At 66.6% G+C, this 17,720-nt stretch carries 16 protein-coding genes; 5 read left to right on the forward strand and 11 right to left on the reverse strand.

The genetic code is table 11. The annotated features are described in order from the left end of the window. The coding region (locus AC04MI_RS11420) for an MFS transporter (RefSeq protein ID WP_476497828.1) at positions 1 to 440 on the reverse strand (440 nt) is incomplete at its 3' end. A 308-nt stretch (positions 441 to 748) separates the two neighbouring features. Here AC04MI_RS11420 and AC04MI_RS11425 point away from each other — a divergent pair. Continuing rightward, positions 749 to 1,771 carry an OmpA family protein gene (locus AC04MI_RS11425; RefSeq protein ID WP_099730758.1) on the forward strand — a complete coding sequence of 341 codons (1,023 nt, stop codon included), beginning with the start codon at positions 749 to 751 and terminating at the stop codon, positions 1,769 to 1,771. 385 nt (positions 1,772 to 2,156) lie between these two features. Here the strand turns inward: AC04MI_RS11425 and AC04MI_RS11430 are convergent, their stop codons facing one another. Then, a complete protein-coding gene (locus tag AC04MI_RS11430; protein ID WP_436074789.1) occupies positions 2,157 to 5,273 on the reverse strand; it encodes a WD40 repeat domain-containing protein in 3,117 nt (1,038 codons plus the stop codon). Positions 5,274 to 5,378: 105 nt separating this feature from the next. Between AC04MI_RS11430 and AC04MI_RS11435 the strand changes: the two genes are divergently transcribed. Then, entirely contained in the window at positions 5,379 to 6,314 is a 936-nt protein-coding gene (locus AC04MI_RS11435; protein WP_476497829.1) for a M14 family metallopeptidase, read from the forward strand. 43 nt (positions 6,315 to 6,357) lie between these two features. Here the strand turns inward: AC04MI_RS11435 and AC04MI_RS11440 are convergent, their stop codons facing one another. The 3 genes from AC04MI_RS11440 to AC04MI_RS11450 form a co-directional block, all read right to left on the reverse strand. Beyond that, positions 6,358 to 6,573 carry a hypothetical protein gene (locus tag AC04MI_RS11440; protein WP_436079178.1) on the reverse strand — a complete coding sequence of 72 codons (216 nt, stop codon included), beginning with the start codon at positions 6,571 to 6,573 and terminating at the stop codon, positions 6,358 to 6,360. Positions 6,574 to 6,701: 128 nt separating this feature from the next. Further along, positions 6,702 to 7,631 (reverse strand): DMT family transporter, encoded by a 930-nt coding sequence (locus tag AC04MI_RS11445; RefSeq protein WP_395453609.1) that lies wholly within the window; start codon positions 7,629 to 7,631, stop codon positions 6,702 to 6,704. 212 nt (positions 7,632 to 7,843) lie between these two features. After that, complete coding sequence (locus AC04MI_RS11450) at positions 7,844 to 8,458, reverse strand: DUF7482 domain-containing protein (RefSeq protein WP_436079177.1); 615 nt, start codon at positions 8,456 to 8,458, stop codon at positions 7,844 to 7,846. Between the two features lie 96 nt (positions 8,459 to 8,554). Between AC04MI_RS11450 and AC04MI_RS11455 the strand changes: the two genes are divergently transcribed. Then, positions 8,555 to 9,145 carry an NAD(P)H-dependent oxidoreductase gene (locus tag AC04MI_RS11455; RefSeq protein WP_436079176.1) on the forward strand — a complete coding sequence of 197 codons (591 nt, stop codon included), beginning with the start codon at positions 8,555 to 8,557 and terminating at the stop codon, positions 9,143 to 9,145. A gap of 34 nt (positions 9,146 to 9,179) precedes the next feature. Here the strand turns inward: AC04MI_RS11455 and AC04MI_RS11460 are convergent, their stop codons facing one another. Together AC04MI_RS11460 and AC04MI_RS11465 are read right to left on the reverse strand one after the other, a co-directional pair. Further along, positions 9,180 to 10,130 (reverse strand): NAD(P)H-dependent flavin oxidoreductase, encoded by a 951-nt coding sequence (locus AC04MI_RS11460; RefSeq protein WP_476497830.1) that lies wholly within the window; start codon positions 10,128 to 10,130, stop codon positions 9,180 to 9,182. A 70-nt stretch (positions 10,131 to 10,200) separates the two neighbouring features. Further along, positions 10,201 to 10,989 carry a pseudouridine synthase gene (locus tag AC04MI_RS11465; RefSeq protein ID WP_476497831.1) on the reverse strand — a complete coding sequence of 263 codons (789 nt, stop codon included), beginning with the start codon at positions 10,987 to 10,989 and terminating at the stop codon, positions 10,201 to 10,203. A 106-nt stretch (positions 10,990 to 11,095) separates the two neighbouring features. Between AC04MI_RS11465 and AC04MI_RS11470 the strand changes: the two genes are divergently transcribed. Beyond that, positions 11,096 to 11,431: an ankyrin repeat domain-containing protein gene (locus AC04MI_RS11470; RefSeq protein WP_476497832.1), complete on the forward strand. Its 336-nt coding sequence runs from the start codon at positions 11,096 to 11,098 to the stop codon at positions 11,429 to 11,431. Positions 11,432 to 11,508: 77 nt separating this feature from the next. Here AC04MI_RS11470 and AC04MI_RS11475 read toward each other — a convergent pair whose 3' ends face one another. Beyond that, positions 11,509 to 11,988 (reverse strand): tellurite resistance TerB family protein, encoded by a 480-nt coding sequence (locus AC04MI_RS11475; RefSeq protein WP_436079172.1) that lies wholly within the window; start codon positions 11,986 to 11,988, stop codon positions 11,509 to 11,511. Positions 11,989 to 12,112: 124 nt separating this feature from the next. Between AC04MI_RS11475 and AC04MI_RS11480 the strand changes: the two genes are divergently transcribed. Then, entirely contained in the window at positions 12,113 to 13,030 is a 918-nt protein-coding gene (locus AC04MI_RS11480; protein WP_436079171.1) for a DHH family phosphoesterase, read from the forward strand. 98 nt (positions 13,031 to 13,128) lie between these two features. Here AC04MI_RS11480 and AC04MI_RS11485 read toward each other — a convergent pair whose 3' ends face one another. The 3 genes from AC04MI_RS11485 to AC04MI_RS11495 all read right to left on the reverse strand — a co-directional run bounded on the left by AC04MI_RS11485 (position 13,129) and on the right by AC04MI_RS11495 (position 17,626). Further along, complete coding sequence (locus AC04MI_RS11485; RefSeq protein WP_436079170.1) at positions 13,129 to 14,355, reverse strand: DUF1501 domain-containing protein; 1,227 nt, start codon at positions 14,353 to 14,355, stop codon at positions 13,129 to 13,131. 201 nt (positions 14,356 to 14,556) lie between these two features. After that, positions 14,557 to 16,167 (reverse strand): DUF1800 domain-containing protein, encoded by a 1,611-nt coding sequence (locus tag AC04MI_RS11490; RefSeq protein ID WP_476497833.1) that lies wholly within the window; start codon positions 16,165 to 16,167, stop codon positions 14,557 to 14,559. Positions 16,168 to 16,342: 175 nt separating this feature from the next. Further along, the gene (locus tag AC04MI_RS11495; RefSeq protein ID WP_436079167.1) at positions 16,343 to 17,626 is read right to left on the reverse strand and encodes an MFS transporter; all 1,284 of its coding nucleotides are present in this window, start codon (positions 17,624 to 17,626) and stop codon (positions 16,343 to 16,345) included. Positions 17,627 to 17,720 lie beyond the last annotated feature (94 nt).

Below are 17,720 nucleotides of genomic sequence, written 5' to 3' on the forward strand. Positions count from 1 at the left end.
GGCGCAGCCAGGGTGGCTGCCAGCGGCACCAGCACCTGCGCCGCCACCGAAAACAGGCCGGTGAGCAGCGTGCCCAGCGCCAGCATGGCGTAGTTGTGCGCAAACCCGCTGGTAAACAGTCCCAGAGCGGCCAGCAGCATCAGTGTGGTGATAAGCCGCCGCCGCTCCAGCAGGTCGCCCAGCGGCACCAACAGCAGCAGCCCTGCCGCGTACGCCACCTGCGCCAGCGTCACGATGAGCGCCGCCGACGCGTCCCGCACTTGCAGCTGCGTGGCAATGGAGTGCAGCAGCGGCTGGTTGAAGTAGTTGCTGCCCGCACACAGGCCGCAGGCCACGGCCATGAGCAAGAGCACCGGCGTGCTGAGGTCAGGGGCGCTGGGTGGTGGCGCATCTGGAGGAGCGGGTGCACGGGAGCGGGCGGAGCGGTGGGATGAAGTCATGGAGGGTGCAAGTGCGTGCAGGGGGCGCATGCAACGCTCATGCCATGAGCCAGTGCATGGGTCTCAATTTCCTGTGGGATCCGGTTCGGCGTTTGGCAAGTGACATGAAGCTTGCGGGAGGTGTCCAACACAAAGCCGGTGTGAAACCGTGATGCATTTCGCGAAAGCGGCGCGCTGCGCCATGGCGTCGCATGAAGGCTGGGTGGCCTGCAGCCAGGTGCTCGCCTATGATGGATGCGAGCCCGCCGCCTGTCGCAACGCCGGGTGCAGCTCAGTCAGCGATGCGTGTATTCAACCGGAGATTGCCCATGAGCATGAAGCTGTTTCGTCAGTGGGGCGCATCGCTGTGCCTCGGGTTCCTGGCCTCGGTCAGCGTGTGGCCAACGTTTGCACAGGACCTTGCCGGCGCCAAGGATCACCCCGCCGTGAAGCGTTTTGGTGGTAGCACCATCGTGGGCTACGAGGTGCGCAACTTCGACGCCGTGGAGTTCCAGACTTCCACGTTCAAGGAGTTCGACCTGCAGACCTACAAGCGGCGCTACGTGCAGCCGCCACTTGCTCTGGAAGGCAAGCTCACCCGCCTGTGGTACGAGGCCCCCGGTGCCACGCGGTCACTGGAGCTGTTTCGCAACTATGCCAACGACCTTACGGCCAGCGGTTTCACGGCGCTGTATGACTCCACCCGTGACAGTGCTGCGGGCAGTTACACCAACTTTTTGGCCAACTTCAGCAGTGGCCAGCGCGACTTCATCAAGAACAACCGCAGCGAATACGTGATGTATGGCGCCGATGCGAGCACCGTGCGCACGGGGACCTTCCAGAAGGGCAACACTACCGTGCGCCTGATCTCCATCGACTGGCCTAAGGAAGACGCTACGTACAAATCCAGGCAGGGCGCCTACATCGCAGTGGACATCCTGGAAACCAAAGCCATGGAGCAGAACATGGTGGTGGTCAGCGCATCGGACATCAGCAAGTCCATCACGGCCAATGGCAAGGTCGCCATCTACGGCATCCTGTTCGACACTGGCAAGGCCGACGTGAAGCCCGAGTCCAAACCCTCGCTGGAGCAGATCGCCGCCTTCCTGAAGGCCGAGCCCACTGTCAAGCTGCATGTAGTGGGCCATACCGATAGCGTGGGCAGTTTCGATAGCAACCTGGCGCTGTCCAAGCGCCGCGCCGACGCAGTGGCCGCCGTGCTGGCCAAGGACTACGGCATTGCGGCCAATCGCCTGGTGGGCAATGGCGTCGCGTCGCTCGCACCTGTAGCCAGCAACAACAGCGATGAGGGCAAGGCCAAGAACCGGCGCGTGGAGCTGGTGCCGCAGTGAGATTTTTGTCCCTGATGCATGCAGCTGGGTTGGGCGCCTTCAACCTAACCTGGGCACTGCACTTGTCGGTGCCCACTCATCCAACGTCACGCCTTCGCCGCGTGGGCAGAACATCTGCATGAGACTTCTTGGGGCCGGATGGGGCTTGGGCATTGCGGTGGCATCGACAGGCTGCCAACCGCGAGTTGTGGAGTCTTATGATTTCGGCGTACAGATCGCCAGGCCCGCTTTGGCGACAGAAGAGGACGTCAAGAATCTGGCCAACGCAGCATGTGGACGCGGGCGGGAAGCCGTGTTCCAGCGCTTTCACGGACCTGGTTGGTATGTGTTTTCCTGCAGATCAAAATGAGAGTCTGGTGTGGCTACCGTGGGCAGACTTGCTCTGCTACCACCGCACCGGCCCCACCTCATCCCGCCAGAATATCCACCGCCGCGTCTCCACATACAGTGACGTGCTGATGGAGTAAGGGTCCATGCCCGCCTCGCTGCGCTGCAGCCGCACCAGGTAGCCGCCATAGCTGGCCGCCCACAGGGTTTCTCCATCGGGGGAGGCTTCGATAGCGCTGATCGTGCTGCCGATGTGGTGGCGCCACAGGGCTTGTCCCTCGTCGCTGATGGCATGCAGGTAGCCGTCCGCATCGCCCAGGATCACCAGGCCCGGCAAGGTGACAGAGGCGTACACGCGGCAGCGTTCGTCCAGTGGTGGGGTGTCCTCATCGGTCGCTTCTTGCGGTGCCGCCCCGATGGGGATCGAGCAGGTACTGCCCCAATACAGATGGCATGAGTTGGCAAACAGGCGTGTGCCGTCGAGCGAGAACACCGCATGGTGGGGGTAAGACGATAGGGGCTCGTGCTCGGCCACCACAGCGCCGTGCGCGTCCAGCAGGATGTGGCAGCTGTCCTGGTCGCCTACTGCGATGTGACGCTCATCAGGCGACAGGGCCATGTGCAGCATGTCCAGCGCCAGCACTGTGACGGTCTCACCATCGACCTTTTCATCCATCTGGTTCTTGGGCCAGGTGTAGGGGCCATCTTCTTCAAACGTCTGCGGGTGCAGGCGTTGCACTGGGCTGTCGGCACCTTGGGCTGCGGGGTGCAGAAGATACACCCCTGTGGGGTTGCGCAGCAGCACGCGCAGGCCATCGTTGAAGGGAATGATTTCATCGCAGCGCTGCCCTAGCGGGCCTGCCGACACCTGCACCTGCGGCGGCAGGCCTTCGTTGCCGCGCGGCAGTGCAAATTGCGTAATCACAGGGCCATTCCATCCGTGGTGGGTGGTGATGTGCAGGCCGTCGCATTGGGCAAAGCACCGGCGATCGGGCGAGCGGCCCAGGCCCCGGATGGCGGGCAGGGGCGTGTGCTCTGTGCCATGCAGCAACACCCAGCGGGCGTCGTCGTCATGGGCCGCGCCGATGCGGGCGACCACACGGTCATCGTCCAGCACAAACACGGGGCCGATGAATTGGCCGGCCTGGGCGGCACGCGCCACATAGGCATCCGGAGCAAAGGCAAAGCGCTGGCGAAACCGCGTGGCAAGCTCTTCGTCGGCCCATTGGCTCACCACCCGCGCCAGTTGCAGCACGGTGGGCGCATCGGCCCTGCGCGGGTCTTCGGGCAGGGCGTTGTCTCCGTTGTCCTCATCGCCGCCACCGGCTGTTGCCGATGCCTCGGCGCGGTGGGCATCGTTGGCCAGCTGGTGCGCGCGGATAGCCGCTACGTAGGCTTGCCCATCGGCCTGCCACTGCTCCGACAGCGTCATGAGTTCGACGGGAAACACAGCGGCATCGGGTAGGTCGGGGGGCAATGGGGGGGTAGTCAGCAGTTGCACGGCGGCTTCGATGCGGCGGGCCTCGGTCTGCTGGGCCTGCGCCTGTTCGTGCCGCGCGCGGATGCGGGCCTGCACCAGACCGTGAAAGCGCAGCAGGCGGGCAATGTGGTCGGCGGCGCATCGGGGCAAGGGGGCGCGGCTGTCGCTCTGGCGCTGGGCGTAGCTGAACTCTACAGCGGCCGGCCCCTCGCGCGCCTCGTCCACATGGATCTGGTAGGCACTGTGGGCGTTGTCTTCGTCATCGCCCGGCGCGTCGTCACCGTTGCGCCAGCTGTATTTGAGCGCGCGGCCCCAGGGTTCGCCGTCGTGCATGCAGGGCTGGCGCGCCCCCACCCAGACCTCGCCCTCCCAATAGCCGTTGCGGTCGCTGTCCCACCAGTCGTTGTACTGCTCGGTGAACACAGGCAGGCTGGTGAAGGCCTCGATGTGCTCGGCCGTCAATGTGGCCTGCAGGCGCTGGTAGAGCGAGTAGCGTGCGCGGTGCTGGCCCACGGCTTTGCGCACGTAGTCCAGCACACCGCGCCAGGCGTGTTCGCAGGCCTTCCAGGCGTCGGGGTCGTGGCCGGGCTCGGCGGGGGGCGCCAGCACCTGCCAGTCCCCAGGCTCGCCCTGTGTGTAGCGGCGGTACAGCAGCGTGCGCTGCGCTACCGTGGGGGCAGCATGGCGCCACAGCTTGGTGGCCACACGCTCCAGCCAGTTGCGGGGCGCGGGCACCTGCTCCACCGACAGGTAGAAGTCCCAGGTTTTCCACACCGTGATGAACACGTTGTCGTCGCGCGCGTCGCCTTCTTCGTCCACATGCCGTTGGCACAGTGAGAAATCAGTCTGCTGGAACCAGCCGTAGGCTTTGTGTTCCTTGTGCGCGATCACTGGCGTGTGCACCACGGCCAGGATGTTCTCGATGCTGATGGAGTTGTCTGCGCACAGGTCGTCGGCCACAGGCTGGTCGGCGTGGATGTCTGCGCTGCTGCGCACCGCGCTCTGGCCTGCCCGCACGGCGGCCAGCACCTGGCGGCGGCTGATCATGGCAGCCAGGCCGTCTTCGCCGGCGTCCACGCCCTCGTGGAACTCGGGGGCGAACACGGCACCCACGATCTCGGCCGAGAACTCCGCACGGTGGGGCACACCGCGCACCTCGTCCAGCAAAAACTCCACCTGTTCTTGGCCTTCGATGTGCAGGTGGTACTCGTCGGTGAACAGCGCCACCCGGGCTTGCAGCCCACCACGCACGCGCAGCTCGCCATGGTTGTAGTGGCCCCAAAGCAGGTCATGCACCTGCAGCGCACCTTGCAAACACACCAGCTGTCCGCCGATCACGGCGTTCTGCACATGCAGGTTGCCGTTGACGACCAGGTGCGTCGTGCCATCGGTGTCGGCGCTGGTCAAGGCGCCGTCAATGCGCAGGTCTCCATCCACCACGATCACAAAGGGCGCACGGGGTACGGAGGCCTCATTGGGGCCGTCGGGTTGCTCTTGCAGCCATTGGCGCAGCGGGCTGCCCTGGGCCAGGGGGGCGTCGAGGTGCAGCGCAGGCCAGTGCGCGTCGCCTGTGATCCATAGCGCGGTTTCATCGGCCAGGGCATCAGGGTCCTCCGCCAGACGCTCTGCCATCCAGCAGTCGGGGGGAATGCGGTGGGCCAGATCGGCCAGTGGGCAAAGTCGGGCAGTGGGCATGGGCAGGGACACAGGAGGGACTCAACCGGCGGGCATCGTACACCGCGCCCAGCAATGATCCGGCTTTGCGCAGACAATGATGTGTCATCTTATTAATTCATTGCCATGACGCAGAACCCCCCCGTTTTTGAAGTCCTCCCCCGCGAYCTCTCYGCCTACCGCMAGGGCAAYGTCGGCATCGACTATGTGCACCGCTTTGAGTCGGGCAAGCCTGGCCCCCATGTGCTCATCAACGCCCTCACGCATGGCAACGAGATCTGCGGTATGGTGGCGGCCACCCACCTGCTGGACACGGGTGTGCGACCCCTCATCGGCACGCTGACCGTCAGCTTTGCGAATGTGGCCGCCTACGAATCGTTTGACCAGAGCCGCCCGTTCGAGAGCCGCCAGCTGGTGCACAACCTAAACCGCATCTGGTCGGCGGCCGAGTTGGACGGCACGGCCGACAGCCCCGAGCTGCAGCGTGCCCGCATCCTGCGCCCCGTGGTGGCTGCGGCCGATCACATCCTCGACATCCACTCCACCAGCCAAGACGTGCAGCCGTTCTGGGTGTACCCAGCCTACCCGCGCAATGCGGAGGTGGCGCTGGCCATCGGCCGCCCGCCGGTGCACTTGGTGATGCCCAGCGGCCTCGGTTCGGGCACGCCGCTCATCCAGCACGGTCGCCACGGGCAGGCCGAGGGAGATGGGGTGGCGCTGGTGGTGGAATGTGGCCAGCACTTCCGCCAATCGGCGGCCGACATGGCCACTGCGGTGGCGCTGGACTTTCTGGCGCACTTTGGCCTTATCGCACCGGTGGCCGACCGGCCCACGCCCGCCGAGCAGCGCCGCTACGAGCTGCTAGAGACCTGCATGGTCCGCACGTCGGACTTCCGCTTCACAAAGCCCGTGCAAGGGTTTGAGGTGTTTGCCAAGGGTGACCTCATCGCCACCGATGGGCCGCACGAGATCCGCGCGCTGTGCGACGACTGCACCATCCTCATGCCCACCCGCGAGCCCATCGTGGGCCGCGAGGCGGTGTACCTCACGCGGCCGATCTGATACGGATCGGGCGGCGGGGAGGTCCGGGGTATGGGCGCCCGGGCTATTTCTTGAAACGGATCTTGCCGTCCTTGACGTACTGGTTGAACTGGTCGGGTGGCAGTGCTGCAGACCCGACGATGTCTTCTTCGACCGACCAGCTCAGCGTGGTGCTGTCCGGGCTGGTGGTCACCTCGATCGGTCCCTCTGGGATGGCGATCGGGGCGCCGTCGCCCGGGGTGTAGGTCACGTGGCCGTGGACGGTGGCGTGTTGTGTCATGGCTATTTCCTTGCGGCAGTGCCGCTGTGTTCGTCGCTTCATTACAGGGTGAACTGCCTGACTGCCGTGTCAGCGCATGCCGCGCCGGAGCGACGGCAAGTGGCCGGTCTCGCACCGGTTCGCGCCGGTCAGGGTGGCACCACTGCCTGCGTGCGCTCCTGGCGCACAAGGTACAGGCCGCTGCCAATGATGATGGCGCCGCCCAGCAGCGTGCTGTAGCCTGGGACCGTCTGCCACAGCACCCAATCCAACCCCATGCCCCAGGCCAGCGCCGTGTATTCAAATGGCGCCACCACGGAAGCCTGCCCGTGGCGAAAGGCTTCGGTGATCGCCAACTGGCCTGCAAACCCTGTGATGGCGAGCCCTGCCACCAGTGGCCAATGCGCCTGTGCCACGCCCACCCAGTGCGGCCAGGCCAGCGCGCCGGCACCCAGTGCCAGCAGCGTGGTGGTCCAGAACACCAGGCTGGCACTGGAGTCGGTGCGGGTGAGCATGCGGCCCGTGATGGCCGACACCGCATAGCAGGTGGCTGCCGCCAGCACGGCCAGTGCGCCCAGTGTAAAGAACGCCTCCTGATTGGGTCGCAGAGCCACCAGCACGCCCACCATGCCCAGCGCAATGGCGACCCAGTGGGCAGCGCGCACCTTCTCGCGCAGCACCACGGTGGACAGCGCAGTGATGAGCAGCGGCGCAATGAAGAACAGTGTGTAGGCCTCGGCCAGTGCCAGTTCACGGATGGCAAATGCAAACAGTGCCAGCATGGCCACGTTGAGTCCGCCACGCAGCAAGTGCAGGGGCCAGCGCACCTTCAGTAGCCGTGGCACCTCGCCACGCCACAGCGCATAGAGCGCCACCAACGGCAGCGCAGCCCAGCCCCTCAACGCCGCGACCTGCATGGCGGGGTAGTGGGCGCTCAGCGTCTTGAGCAGCGCATCCATGAGTGAAAAGAAACCCACCGCAGCCACCATGGCGATGATGCCGCGCAGGTTGCTGGACGGTGCAGCCTGTATGGGCGGGGCGGGCGATGCGGAGGACTGGGAGGGGGCGTTTTCAGCCATGGGGATGCTTTAGATTTTGCAGAGCGTGCGCCACGGCCGACACGGCGTTGGGTGCGGAAGGGGGCTCACAGCTGCCGAATAGGGAAGGCATTGCGGGAGTGCGTCGGTGCCATGGCGGCCGCCGCGCAGAGCAGGGGCAAAAAGTGTAGCGCAGGGGATGGCAGTGAGTTGCCGCGGAACGCAGTCCCGCTTGTATTGCGTGGCGGTCTGCTTCAGGGTGTGCGCCCATCAACTGAAACACCCGGCAGTGCCCCCAGCCGACCACGGTGGATGATGGGGCAGTTGAGCACCACCCGCGTTATCTGCAGCGTGATCTGGCCTTTGTCCTGCGCGTCCAGCACTTCTTCCTCGGACCGCAGGGTGCGAGCCTGMGTGGCATCGACCCAGGTGACCTGAACCAGTTGCCACAACGGGCTGTAAGCCGTGTAGGCATTTGCAGGCCCCACAGGGCGGGGAGCGGATGCAAACACGCTGGCCTGCTCGAAGTTGGTGGTGCCGTAGACGCGATCGGTCGCCCCCAGGCGCTGCATGCCAGAGGATGTTGATGCCTGTGGGTCGGGCAGGGCGTTGGTCAGCAGCGGCGCGTAGTTCGCATGCTTGGCGCGGGCCATGTCGGCATCGGATACATCGGTGGTCACATAGAGGACCTCTTGCCCCTCGAACCAGCCACGAAGCAACGGCAGGTGTGCCTTCTCAGGGGGATCGATGGGGGCTGGAGCCGTGCCGCAAGCCACCAGGGCGATCAGGACCACTGCCGAAGTAGCCATTCGCAGCCGGGACTGCAGGAACTGCGGGGACAACGTGGTGCAACGGAGAATGGTGCGCATGGTCGGGTCCAGGATCGTGGAATGTTGCGGGAAGGCGTAGAGTCAGACGATAGTGCTTGCAGGCTTTCCGCATCGATGTGGATGAGGAGAACGAACATGGACCCCATGCGCATTCTGTTGATCCAGGGACACCCAGATGCCCTGGCGCCCCACTTGTGCCACGCCTTGTCCCAGGCTTACGCCGAAGGGGCCGTAGCGGCGGGCCATGTGGTGAGGCAGGTGGATGTGGCCGCCATTGATTTTGCCCTGCTGCGCAGCCAGCACGAGTGGGAACTGGGCCTGCTGCCCGCGTCTCTCAAGCCTGCGCAGGCTGACATCGGCTGGGCGCAGCACATCGTGCTGTTCTTTCCGCTGTGGCTGGGCGACATGCCAGCCTTGCTCAAGGGTTTTCTGGAGCAGGTTGCAAGGCCCGGTTTTGCCTTCAACCCCGAAGGCAGCAACCCCTTTGGGCGCAAGGGGCTCACCGGGCGCAGTGCGCGAGTGGTGGTCACGATGGGCATGCCAGCGCTTGTCTATCGCTGGTACTTCCGTGCACACAGCGTGAAGTCGCTGGAGCGCAATATCCTGGGCTTTGTGGGCGTTGCGCCGGTGCATGAGACGCTGGTGGGCAGCGTGGATCAACTGGGCGAGGGTGGGGTTGCCAAGTGGAAGGCGCGCATGCGCGCGCTGGGGGCCAAGGCGGCGTAGGCCACAGGCGCGGCTGGCCGCACCGCCGTGTTCTTCAGCCAAACGTGCGCGCCATGCCCATGGCACCCATGCGCTGGCTGATGGCAAAAAATTCCGCCACGGTGTCTTCAATGATCTGCTGCGCGGTCTTGACGGAGTCAATCAATCCCGCGGTCTGCCCCGCCAGCGCAGGGGCCGCCTCCATGTCACCGTCAAWGTACACACGCTGGATGCCTGCAAAGCTGTCGGCGGGCATCAGGCCCGACTCGTGGATGGCCTGGGTGCGCTGCGACTTGAGCGCGCGGATGCAGGGGCTGGCCTTGGTGTTGAGCATCCAGGTGCCGGTGACGCCCGCATCGACGATGGCGTTCTTGTAGTTGGCGTGCACGGGGCTCTCGGCGCAGCTGACAAACCGTGTGCCCATCTGCACCGCCTCGGCCCCCAGCGCAAAGGCTGCGGCCATGCCGCGCCCGTCACAGATGCCACCTGCCGCCACCAGCGGCACGTCCACCCGCGCGCGGATGGCCTGCAGCAGCACCAGGGTGGAGACCTCTTCGGGGTTCTTGAAGCCGCCGCCTTCACCGCCTTCGACCACCAGGCCGTCAATGCCTGCGTCCACGCATTTCAGCGCGGCGTCCACCGTGGGCACCGCGTGGTACACGGTGATGCCCGCGTCCTTCAGCGGCGCAATGAACTTGGCCGGGCTGCCCGCCGAGGTGGTCACAAATTTCACACCCGACGCGCACACAAAGCGCAGCATGGCGTCGTCCTTCAAAAAGCGGATGGGCAGGTTCACGCCAAACGGCAGGCCCAGCGCGCTCATCTTGGTGATCTCGGCCTGGCAGTTGGCAGTCTCGCCCGACGATGTCTCGATGATGCCCAGCCCCCCCGCGCGCGACACCGCCGAGGCCAGCTGCGTGCGCGCAATCCAGCCCATGGGCGCCTGGATGATGGGGTAGCGCGCGCCCGTGTGGGCAAGGACGCGGTTGGTGGCGGGTGCGGTCATGGGCAAGGTCTCCTGATTTTTTGAGAGCGCCCATTATTTCGACGGGCATGCCGTCGCCGTGTCGCCCGCGTTACGGGGCCTGGGCGGGGGTCTCGTGCCAGGGCAGCTTGGCAAACAGGCGCTGCCAGTCGGCGCATGGCACGGTGGAGTCGTCGGCGGGGGCGTGCCCGCAGTCCCAGTCCGCGGGTCCCGGCCAGCGCAGCCCGCTGTCAAATGTCATCGCCACCCCCGACACCGGGTGCGGCACCGTCAACTGCCACGCATGCAGCCACAGCCTTTGCTGGCCCAGCCGCTCGGCCCACCAGCGGTTGAGCGGGCCCTTGCCGTGCGTGGCATCGCCAATGATGGGGTGCGCCAGGTGCTTGAGGTGGCGGCGGATCTGGTGGCGCCGCCCCGTGGTCGGGAGGGCCTCGACCAGCGAGGCGCGCGTGGTGGCAAAACGCGCGTCGCTGGCCTCCGGCAGCGTGAGCTGCGCCAGCCGCCGAAAGCGTGTGTGGGCGTCCTGCACGGCGGYGTCCGCAGGCGCATCGTCGGGCTTCAAGGCGTGGTCCACCTCGATGGCCTCAGGTGCCCAGCCGCGCACCATCGCCAGGTAGCGCTTGTGCGTGGCGCCATGCTCAAACGCCTGCGACAGCGCGCGCGCCGCATCGCTGTGCAGCGCCATCACCAGCACGCCGCAGGTGCCCTTGTCCAGCCGGTGCACTGGGAACACATGCCGGCCCAGCTGGTCGCGCAGGGTCTGCATCACAAACCGCGTCTCGCCCGCGTCCAGCCCCGTGCGGTGCACCAGCCAGCCAGCAGGCTTGTAAACGGCCACCAGGTGCTCGTCGCGCCAGAGGATGTGCAGGGGAGGGGGCATGGAGGAATGTGTGTGCGCCATCGCGGGCTAGGGGAAGGCGCGGATTGTGCCGCACGCGCCGCTGCCTACACTGGCCCCGTTCAACCCTTGCAAAGGATGCCCAGGTATGTCCKCTGGAGACTGGAAAGACATGTACGCCGCCGCCGTGGCGGGCGACCTGGCGCTGGTGCGCCACCACATCAGTGCGGGCGTGAACCCCAACTACCAGCATCCTGAGATCCTTTGCACGCCGTTGGTGGCGAGCCTGATCCACGGCCACCACGAGATCGCTCACTACCTGCTGGCGCATGGGGCTGACCCGGGGCTGCGGTCGGACTTCGACGACATGACCCCGCTGGAGGCCGCCCGCCGCTACCGGCGCACCGAGTTCATCGCCTTGCTACAGGCGCAAGGCGCCCAGGAAGAGCGCAAGCCGTTCTGGTGGCGCTGGTTGCCCATTTAGCCCCCGGGGTTGCTTGGCGTCCTTTCCCCAAGGGACGCCACCCGTGCGCTGCGGCGCACACCGGGGCCGCGTCCGTCTCAATGGGGCGACTGGCCGGCGTGTGCTGTTTCTTTCGCCCTGAGCTTGGCGCCGATGTACTCGCCGTGCGTCACATGCAGCAGGCCGGCCACCTTGCTGATGGTGTGCATCTCGTTCTCGTCCGGGCGTGCGTCCGCGTAGGCGACCTGCCACATGGCTTCAACGAGCTGGATTTTCTCGTCCTGCGTGAAATGCTCGTTCAGCTGGCTGGTGAAGCGCTGGTAGTCGTAGGCGGTTCTGGAGGTGGCTGCGGCCTGTTCCAGCAGGCGCTGCAGTTCATCGTCACTCAGTGCAAATTGCCGGTGCAGTGCGGTTTGCATCACGCTGCGCTCCGCATCGCCCACCGCCGACTGGGTCCGTACCACCTCCACCAGCAACACGGCGGCTGCCAGTTGCATAGACCGCGCACGGTCTGCGGGAGATGGCGTGGGGTTGAACGGGGTGAGGCTTTCAAGCAGGTCTTTGAGGGCTTGGAACATCGTGTGGTTTGCTGGCTGCGTCAGTAGGGTGGAGGCGTTGGGGGTGGGGTTGGTTCCGCTGACGTGTGCTGGCTGCGCACGTTGCGCTCGCTGCGGCACAAAGCCCCGGCGACAATCGGGGGCCATGACGAAGAAAACCATACTCCCCTTGCAACTGCTGGTTGCCCCCGACAAGAACGACCCCGCACCGCTGATCCTGTACCACGGGCGCAATTGCCCCGATGGCTTTGGCGCGGCGCTGGCGGCATGGCTGTACTACGGCGACCAGGCTGAATACGTGGGGCTGGACCACGGCGATGTCAAGACCGTGGACGACCTGCCGCCCCTGCAAGGCCGCGCGGTCTACATCCTCGACTTCTCGTTTGCCAACGAGGTGATGGCCGCCATCGACGAGCGCGCCGCCAAGCTGGTGATGCTGGACCACCACAAGAGCGCGGCCGAAAAGCTCACCGGCTTTGCCTGCCGCTGCGGCGTGGTGCACTTCGACATGAACAAGTCGGGTGCGCGGCTGGCGTGGGAGTTTTTCCATCCGCACGAAGCGATGCCTGCCCTGTTCAAATACGTGGAAGACCGCGACATCTGGAAGTGGGAGTTTGCCGAGAGCGCTGCCTTCCTGTCAGCCCTGGACATGGAAGAGCAAGGCTTTGCGCGCTGGCGCGAGATTGCCGACTTCACGCCCGAACAGCTCCAGCAGTTCATGGTGCGCGGCGAGGCCATGGACCAGAAGTACCGCAAGCTCTGTGCCGACATCGCCGAAGGCGCGCAGCCGCTGGTGTTCAACGGCATCACGGGCCTGATGGTCAATGCCCCCGGCATGTTCCACAGCCTGGTGGGCGACGTCCTCTCGGCCAAAACGGGCACCTTTGCGCTGATGTGGAGTGCAGGCGAAAAGGGCGTGAAGGTGGGGCTGCGTGCGCAGCGCAACTTTGACTGCATCGCGCTGGCCGAAAGCATGGGCGGCGGTGGCCATGCGCAGGCCTGCGGCTTCAAGATGAAGGTGGAGCGCCTGCCAGAGCTGCTGACAGGTACCTTCAACGCGTGATGCCCGGGCGATTTAGAGGATAAATCGCCTGTGGCGCTAGAAATATATGCCTGAGTAGCTATCAAAAATATAGTGAATGATGTGGGGCGCCAGCGCGGCTAAACCAGCCGCAGGTCGGCCCCCTGGGTCCCTGGAAACACCCGCGCCACGGCCGCCGCGTTCAGCCCGTACATGCGGGCGAACAGGCCACCCAGCACACTGCGGTAGTCGTTGAGCACGGGGTAGTCGCGGTTCTGGAACAGCGTGGTGGCGGTCAGCGCCTGCTGCTCGCCCGCAATGCGGCCGCCATTCACCCCGCCGCCCAGCACCCAGAACACCGTGCCGTGGCCATGGTCCGTGCCCCGGTTGCCGTTCTCGCGGAAGGTGCGGCCAAACTCGCTGATGACCACCACCACGGTGGACTTCCACGCGGGGCCCATCTCGTCGGCAAAGCCTGCCAGGCCCCGGCCCAGTTCCTCCAGGCGGTTGGCCAGCGTGCCGGTGGCGGCGCCCTGGCCCACATGGGTGTCCCAGCCGCCCACGTCCACAAAGCCGAGCTGGTAGCGCGACTGCATGAGTCGCGCCATGCGCCGGGCCGTGCCTTCAAATCCCTTGGTACTCAGCGCATTGCGGCTGGCGGCTTCCATCTCGCCCTGCATGGTGCGGGCGACCTCATCGCGGGTGGCAAAGCCTTCGTTCACGGGCGTGGCCAGCGGTGTGCCCTGATACATGGAGGCGATGAGTTCGGCCTGCCGCGCATCCACACCACCGCGCCCCGCGCCTGCGCTCAGTGCGGTGTTGGGCACATCCACCGCCCCGCGCAGCACCAGGGGCAGGGTGCTGGTGAACGCCATCGGCTGCAGCGCCACCGGGGCATCGTCGGCGCGCGGGTTCAGCTCGGCCACCAGCCGGTTCAGAAAGCCCGATCGGTAGTCGCGCCGCCCGCCCAGGGGCTGGCCCAGCTCAATGCTGTCCTGGGTGTCGAAGTGGCTGCGCGAGAGATCGTCCGTGCCTGCAAACGGAACAAATGCGAGCTGGCGCTGCTGGTACAGCGGCAGCATCGATTCAGCCAGTGCTGGGTGCAGGCCCCAGTCGGGCGTGAGCGGCAGGGCGCCGCCCTCCTGCCCCGGCCGGGCGATGGCGATGTTGGGCCGTGTCTCGTAGTAGTAGCTGCTGGCCGTGGGCACGAGCAGGCTGGCGCAGTCGTAGCCACCGCGCAAGAACACAAGCAGAAAGCGCGCGTCCTGCGCGCGGGGTGCGGCGAGCACGCTGGCGCTGTGCACGCCCAGGCCCGTGCCGAGTGCGCTGGCGACCAGGGCCTGGAGAAGGTGTCGTCTACAAAGCATGGGGCTGTCCTTTCAACCTATTCAATGGCGCCCGAACGCATCATCGGCTGCTGCGCAGGCGCGTGCGCGGCCAAAGCCATGGCAGCCGTGCAAGGGCCGCCCCGCCGCACGGGCTGCGTCCCCCTTGCCGAAGGGCGAAGCCATTCGAGAGAAGGGGGAAGGCGCGAAGCGACTCAGGGGGATGTACTCCATCTCCTCTCCTCATCCGTGCATGAACTCAGGGGATGCGAGGAACAGCAGGTTCCATTCGCGCGGTGAGGTGGCCTGCGCCAGGGCGCTGCGCGTGGCCGGGGACCACGTGGGCTCCAGCGTACGCACGTAGGCGGTCTGCGCCAGGCCGGGCGGCATGCGCGGCGCGGCGCGGGGTGCCGCGTCATCGCTCGCTGGTGGGGCGGCCATGGCGCCTGCACCCAAGGCCCGCGCCATCTCAAAGCGCGTGCTCATCTGCCCCGAGCCTGACCATGTCGTGGAGTCCAGCGGGTAGCCATCGGGCGTGACACGGCCATACAAAGGCTCGGCCAGCCGTTGCAGCCAGGCCAGCGCAGGGTCGGTGCTGGGCAGCACGGCATCGCCGTGGGCCAGGCGCAGGCCCGCCAGTGCGTAGTGCACCGGGTCCCGAAAACGCTGGCCCAGGGATGCGCGGAACTCTGGTGTGTGGAACAGCGTTTCCAGCACTGCCGCAATGTCGCCGTCCGTGCGCTCAAAGCTGCGGGCCAGTGTCTGCAGCAGTGCGGGGGGCGGGTTGTCGCCCACCAGAAAGAGCGCGATCTTGCGGGTGATGAAGCGCGCGGTGGCAGGCGCGCGGGCCAGGCGGTCCAGGGCCTCGTCCACCTCGGCCAGGCCCTCGGCGCGCAGCGGCTGGCCGAGCAGTGTCTTGGGCTCCCAGTCGTGCCGCTGCGGGTTGAACTCGAACAGGCCGTCGCGCACGTAGTGGCGAAGCAGTGCGGGTCGCATGCGCGGGGGCTCGTCGCCCGGCGGCCGCTGCGATACGCCCACGCCGGTCAGCACCCGGGCCAGCTCCTGCACGTCCTGCTGGCTGTAGCCACCGTCCACGCCCAGSGTGTGCAGCTCCATCAGCTCGCGCGCGTAGTTYTCGTTGATGCGGCCTGCAGCGTTCTGCGCGTTGTCCAGGTAGCGCAGCATGGCGGGGTGGCGCACGGTGGCGCCCAGCAGGTCGCGAAAGCGGCCCAGCGCGCGGGGGCGCACCGCACGCTCTTCGTAGTCGCCCACCAGGGCGCGCAGGTTGCCTTTGCCTGCAAACACGTTGAAGTGGTTCATCCAGAACCAGGTCATCTTCTCGCGCAACTGGCTGGGCGAATACAGCGCGCGCAGCACAAACCGGGCGGCAGCCTCTTGCTGCAGGACGCGCATGTCCTGCTGCCAGGCCTTGAGCGCGGCCTTGCGCTCGTCCTCGGTGGGCAGGGCCTTGGCGGCGCGGTTGCGGGCTTCCATGTCGGCCGCCAGCGCCTCGATGGGGGTGCGCGAAATGGCCATGGCGTCGATCTGCGCCTGGGCTTCGCGGGGCAGTGCGGCGTTGGCACCTGGGCGCAGTTGCGCAGCCAGATACGCGCTGATGCCCAAGCCGCCCAGCGCTTGCGTGCCCTGGGCGGTGCAGCCCCAGGTCACGCGGTCCAGCAGGCGTGCCAGGGTGGGTTCGTCGGCCGCGCTCCAGGTGCCCGGGCCTGTTGTGTGGGGCACTGCGGCTGCGGGGGGCGCGGCTTGTGTGGCAAGGGGGACGCCAAAGACGGCGCAGCCCGCCAGACCGAGCAGCAGGGTGCGGCGGTGGAGGTGCAGTGGGTTAGTGGGGGTCATGGGGCCTCGCGGGCAGCCAGCCAATGGCTGTCCGCATGGTGCCGCTGCCACCACCCGCATGCAAGCCCGCACGGCGGGTTTTACCTGCGCGACACAAACGCCAGGGAGGATGTATCGAGGGGTATCTCCAAGCCCCCAGACATGATCATGATCGCCTGAGAACAGGTTCTCGGTGCTATGGCGCTGCGCCCGTGGCCTGTGCGGCCTCCTCAAAACGGTCTACCTTGCGCAGGGTCTGGAACGCCATCATCCAGCCACCCACCACACCCAGCGTGCACAGGCCACCCACGATGGCGGCGGGCACCACGCCCAGCCATGCGGCGCTGGTGCCCGCGCGGAATTCGCCCAGTTCGTTGGACGAGCCGATGAACAGCATGTTCACCGCGTTCACCCGCCCGCGCATGGTGTCGGGCGTGGAGAACTGCACCAGAGCGCCCCGGATGTACACGCTCACCATGTCGGCTGCGCCCGCCACGAGCAGCGCCGCAAACGACAGCCAGAACAGTGTGGACAGCGCAAACACCAGGTTGGCCACGCCAAACACCGCCACCGCGATGAACATGGTGCGGCCCACTTGGCGGTTGAAGGGCCGCATGCTCAGGTACAGCCCGGCGCTGACCTCGCCCACAGCCATGGCACTGCGCAGCGCACCCAGGCCCGCCGGGCCCACATGCAGCACCTCTTGCGCATAGATGGGCAGCAGCGCCACCACGCCGCCCAGCAGCACGGCAAACAGATCCAGCGAGATGGTGCCCAGGATGATGGGCCGCGTGCGGATGAAGGTGATGCCCGCGCCAAAGCGCTCGAACATCGTGCCTTGCGCGGGGCCGGGTGCCGTGGCGTGGGCCACCACCACGCGCAGCAGCAGGGCCACCCCCAGCACAAAACACGCGCAGCAGATGGCATAGGTCAGCTCGCCGCCGCCCAGCGCATACAGCAGCCCGCCCAGCAGCGGCCCGCCAATGCTGGCCACACGCATCAGCATGCTGTTGGCGGCGATGGCCTGGGCCAGTTGTGCACGCGGCACGATCTGTGGCAACAGACTCTGCATGGCCGGGCCCGAGAACGCGCGGGCGCAGCCATAGAGCACCAGCACGGCATAAATGCCCGCCACCCCGCTGCTGCCGTGGCCAGACAGCCACCAGAGCAGGGCGCTGCACAGGCCGCCCACCGACCAGGCGATCGCCAGGATGCGCTTGCGGTCAAAGCGGTCGATCAGGTCGCCCGCGGGCAGCAACAAAGCCAGCATGGGCAGAAACTGCGCCAGCCCCACATAGGCCAGCGCGAGCGGCTGCCGGGTCAGGTCGTACACCTGCCAGGCCACCACCACCGCCTGTACCTGGGTGGCGATGACGGCCACCACGCGGGCGACCAGAAAGGAGACAAAACCGTTGTGGCGATAGACGCTCTGGGCGTCGCTGGCGGCGGGAACAGGCGAAGTGGGCTCGGGAACGGGCATGGACAAGGCGTGGGAGCAGAGAGGCGGCCCAGGGCTGCGCGGACCTGGGGAGAACCCTGATGCTAGCGCCCTCGGCGCGGGCGCGCTGTGAAGG

It is taken from the genome of Acidovorax sp. LjRoot204 (genome assembly GCF_056175785.1).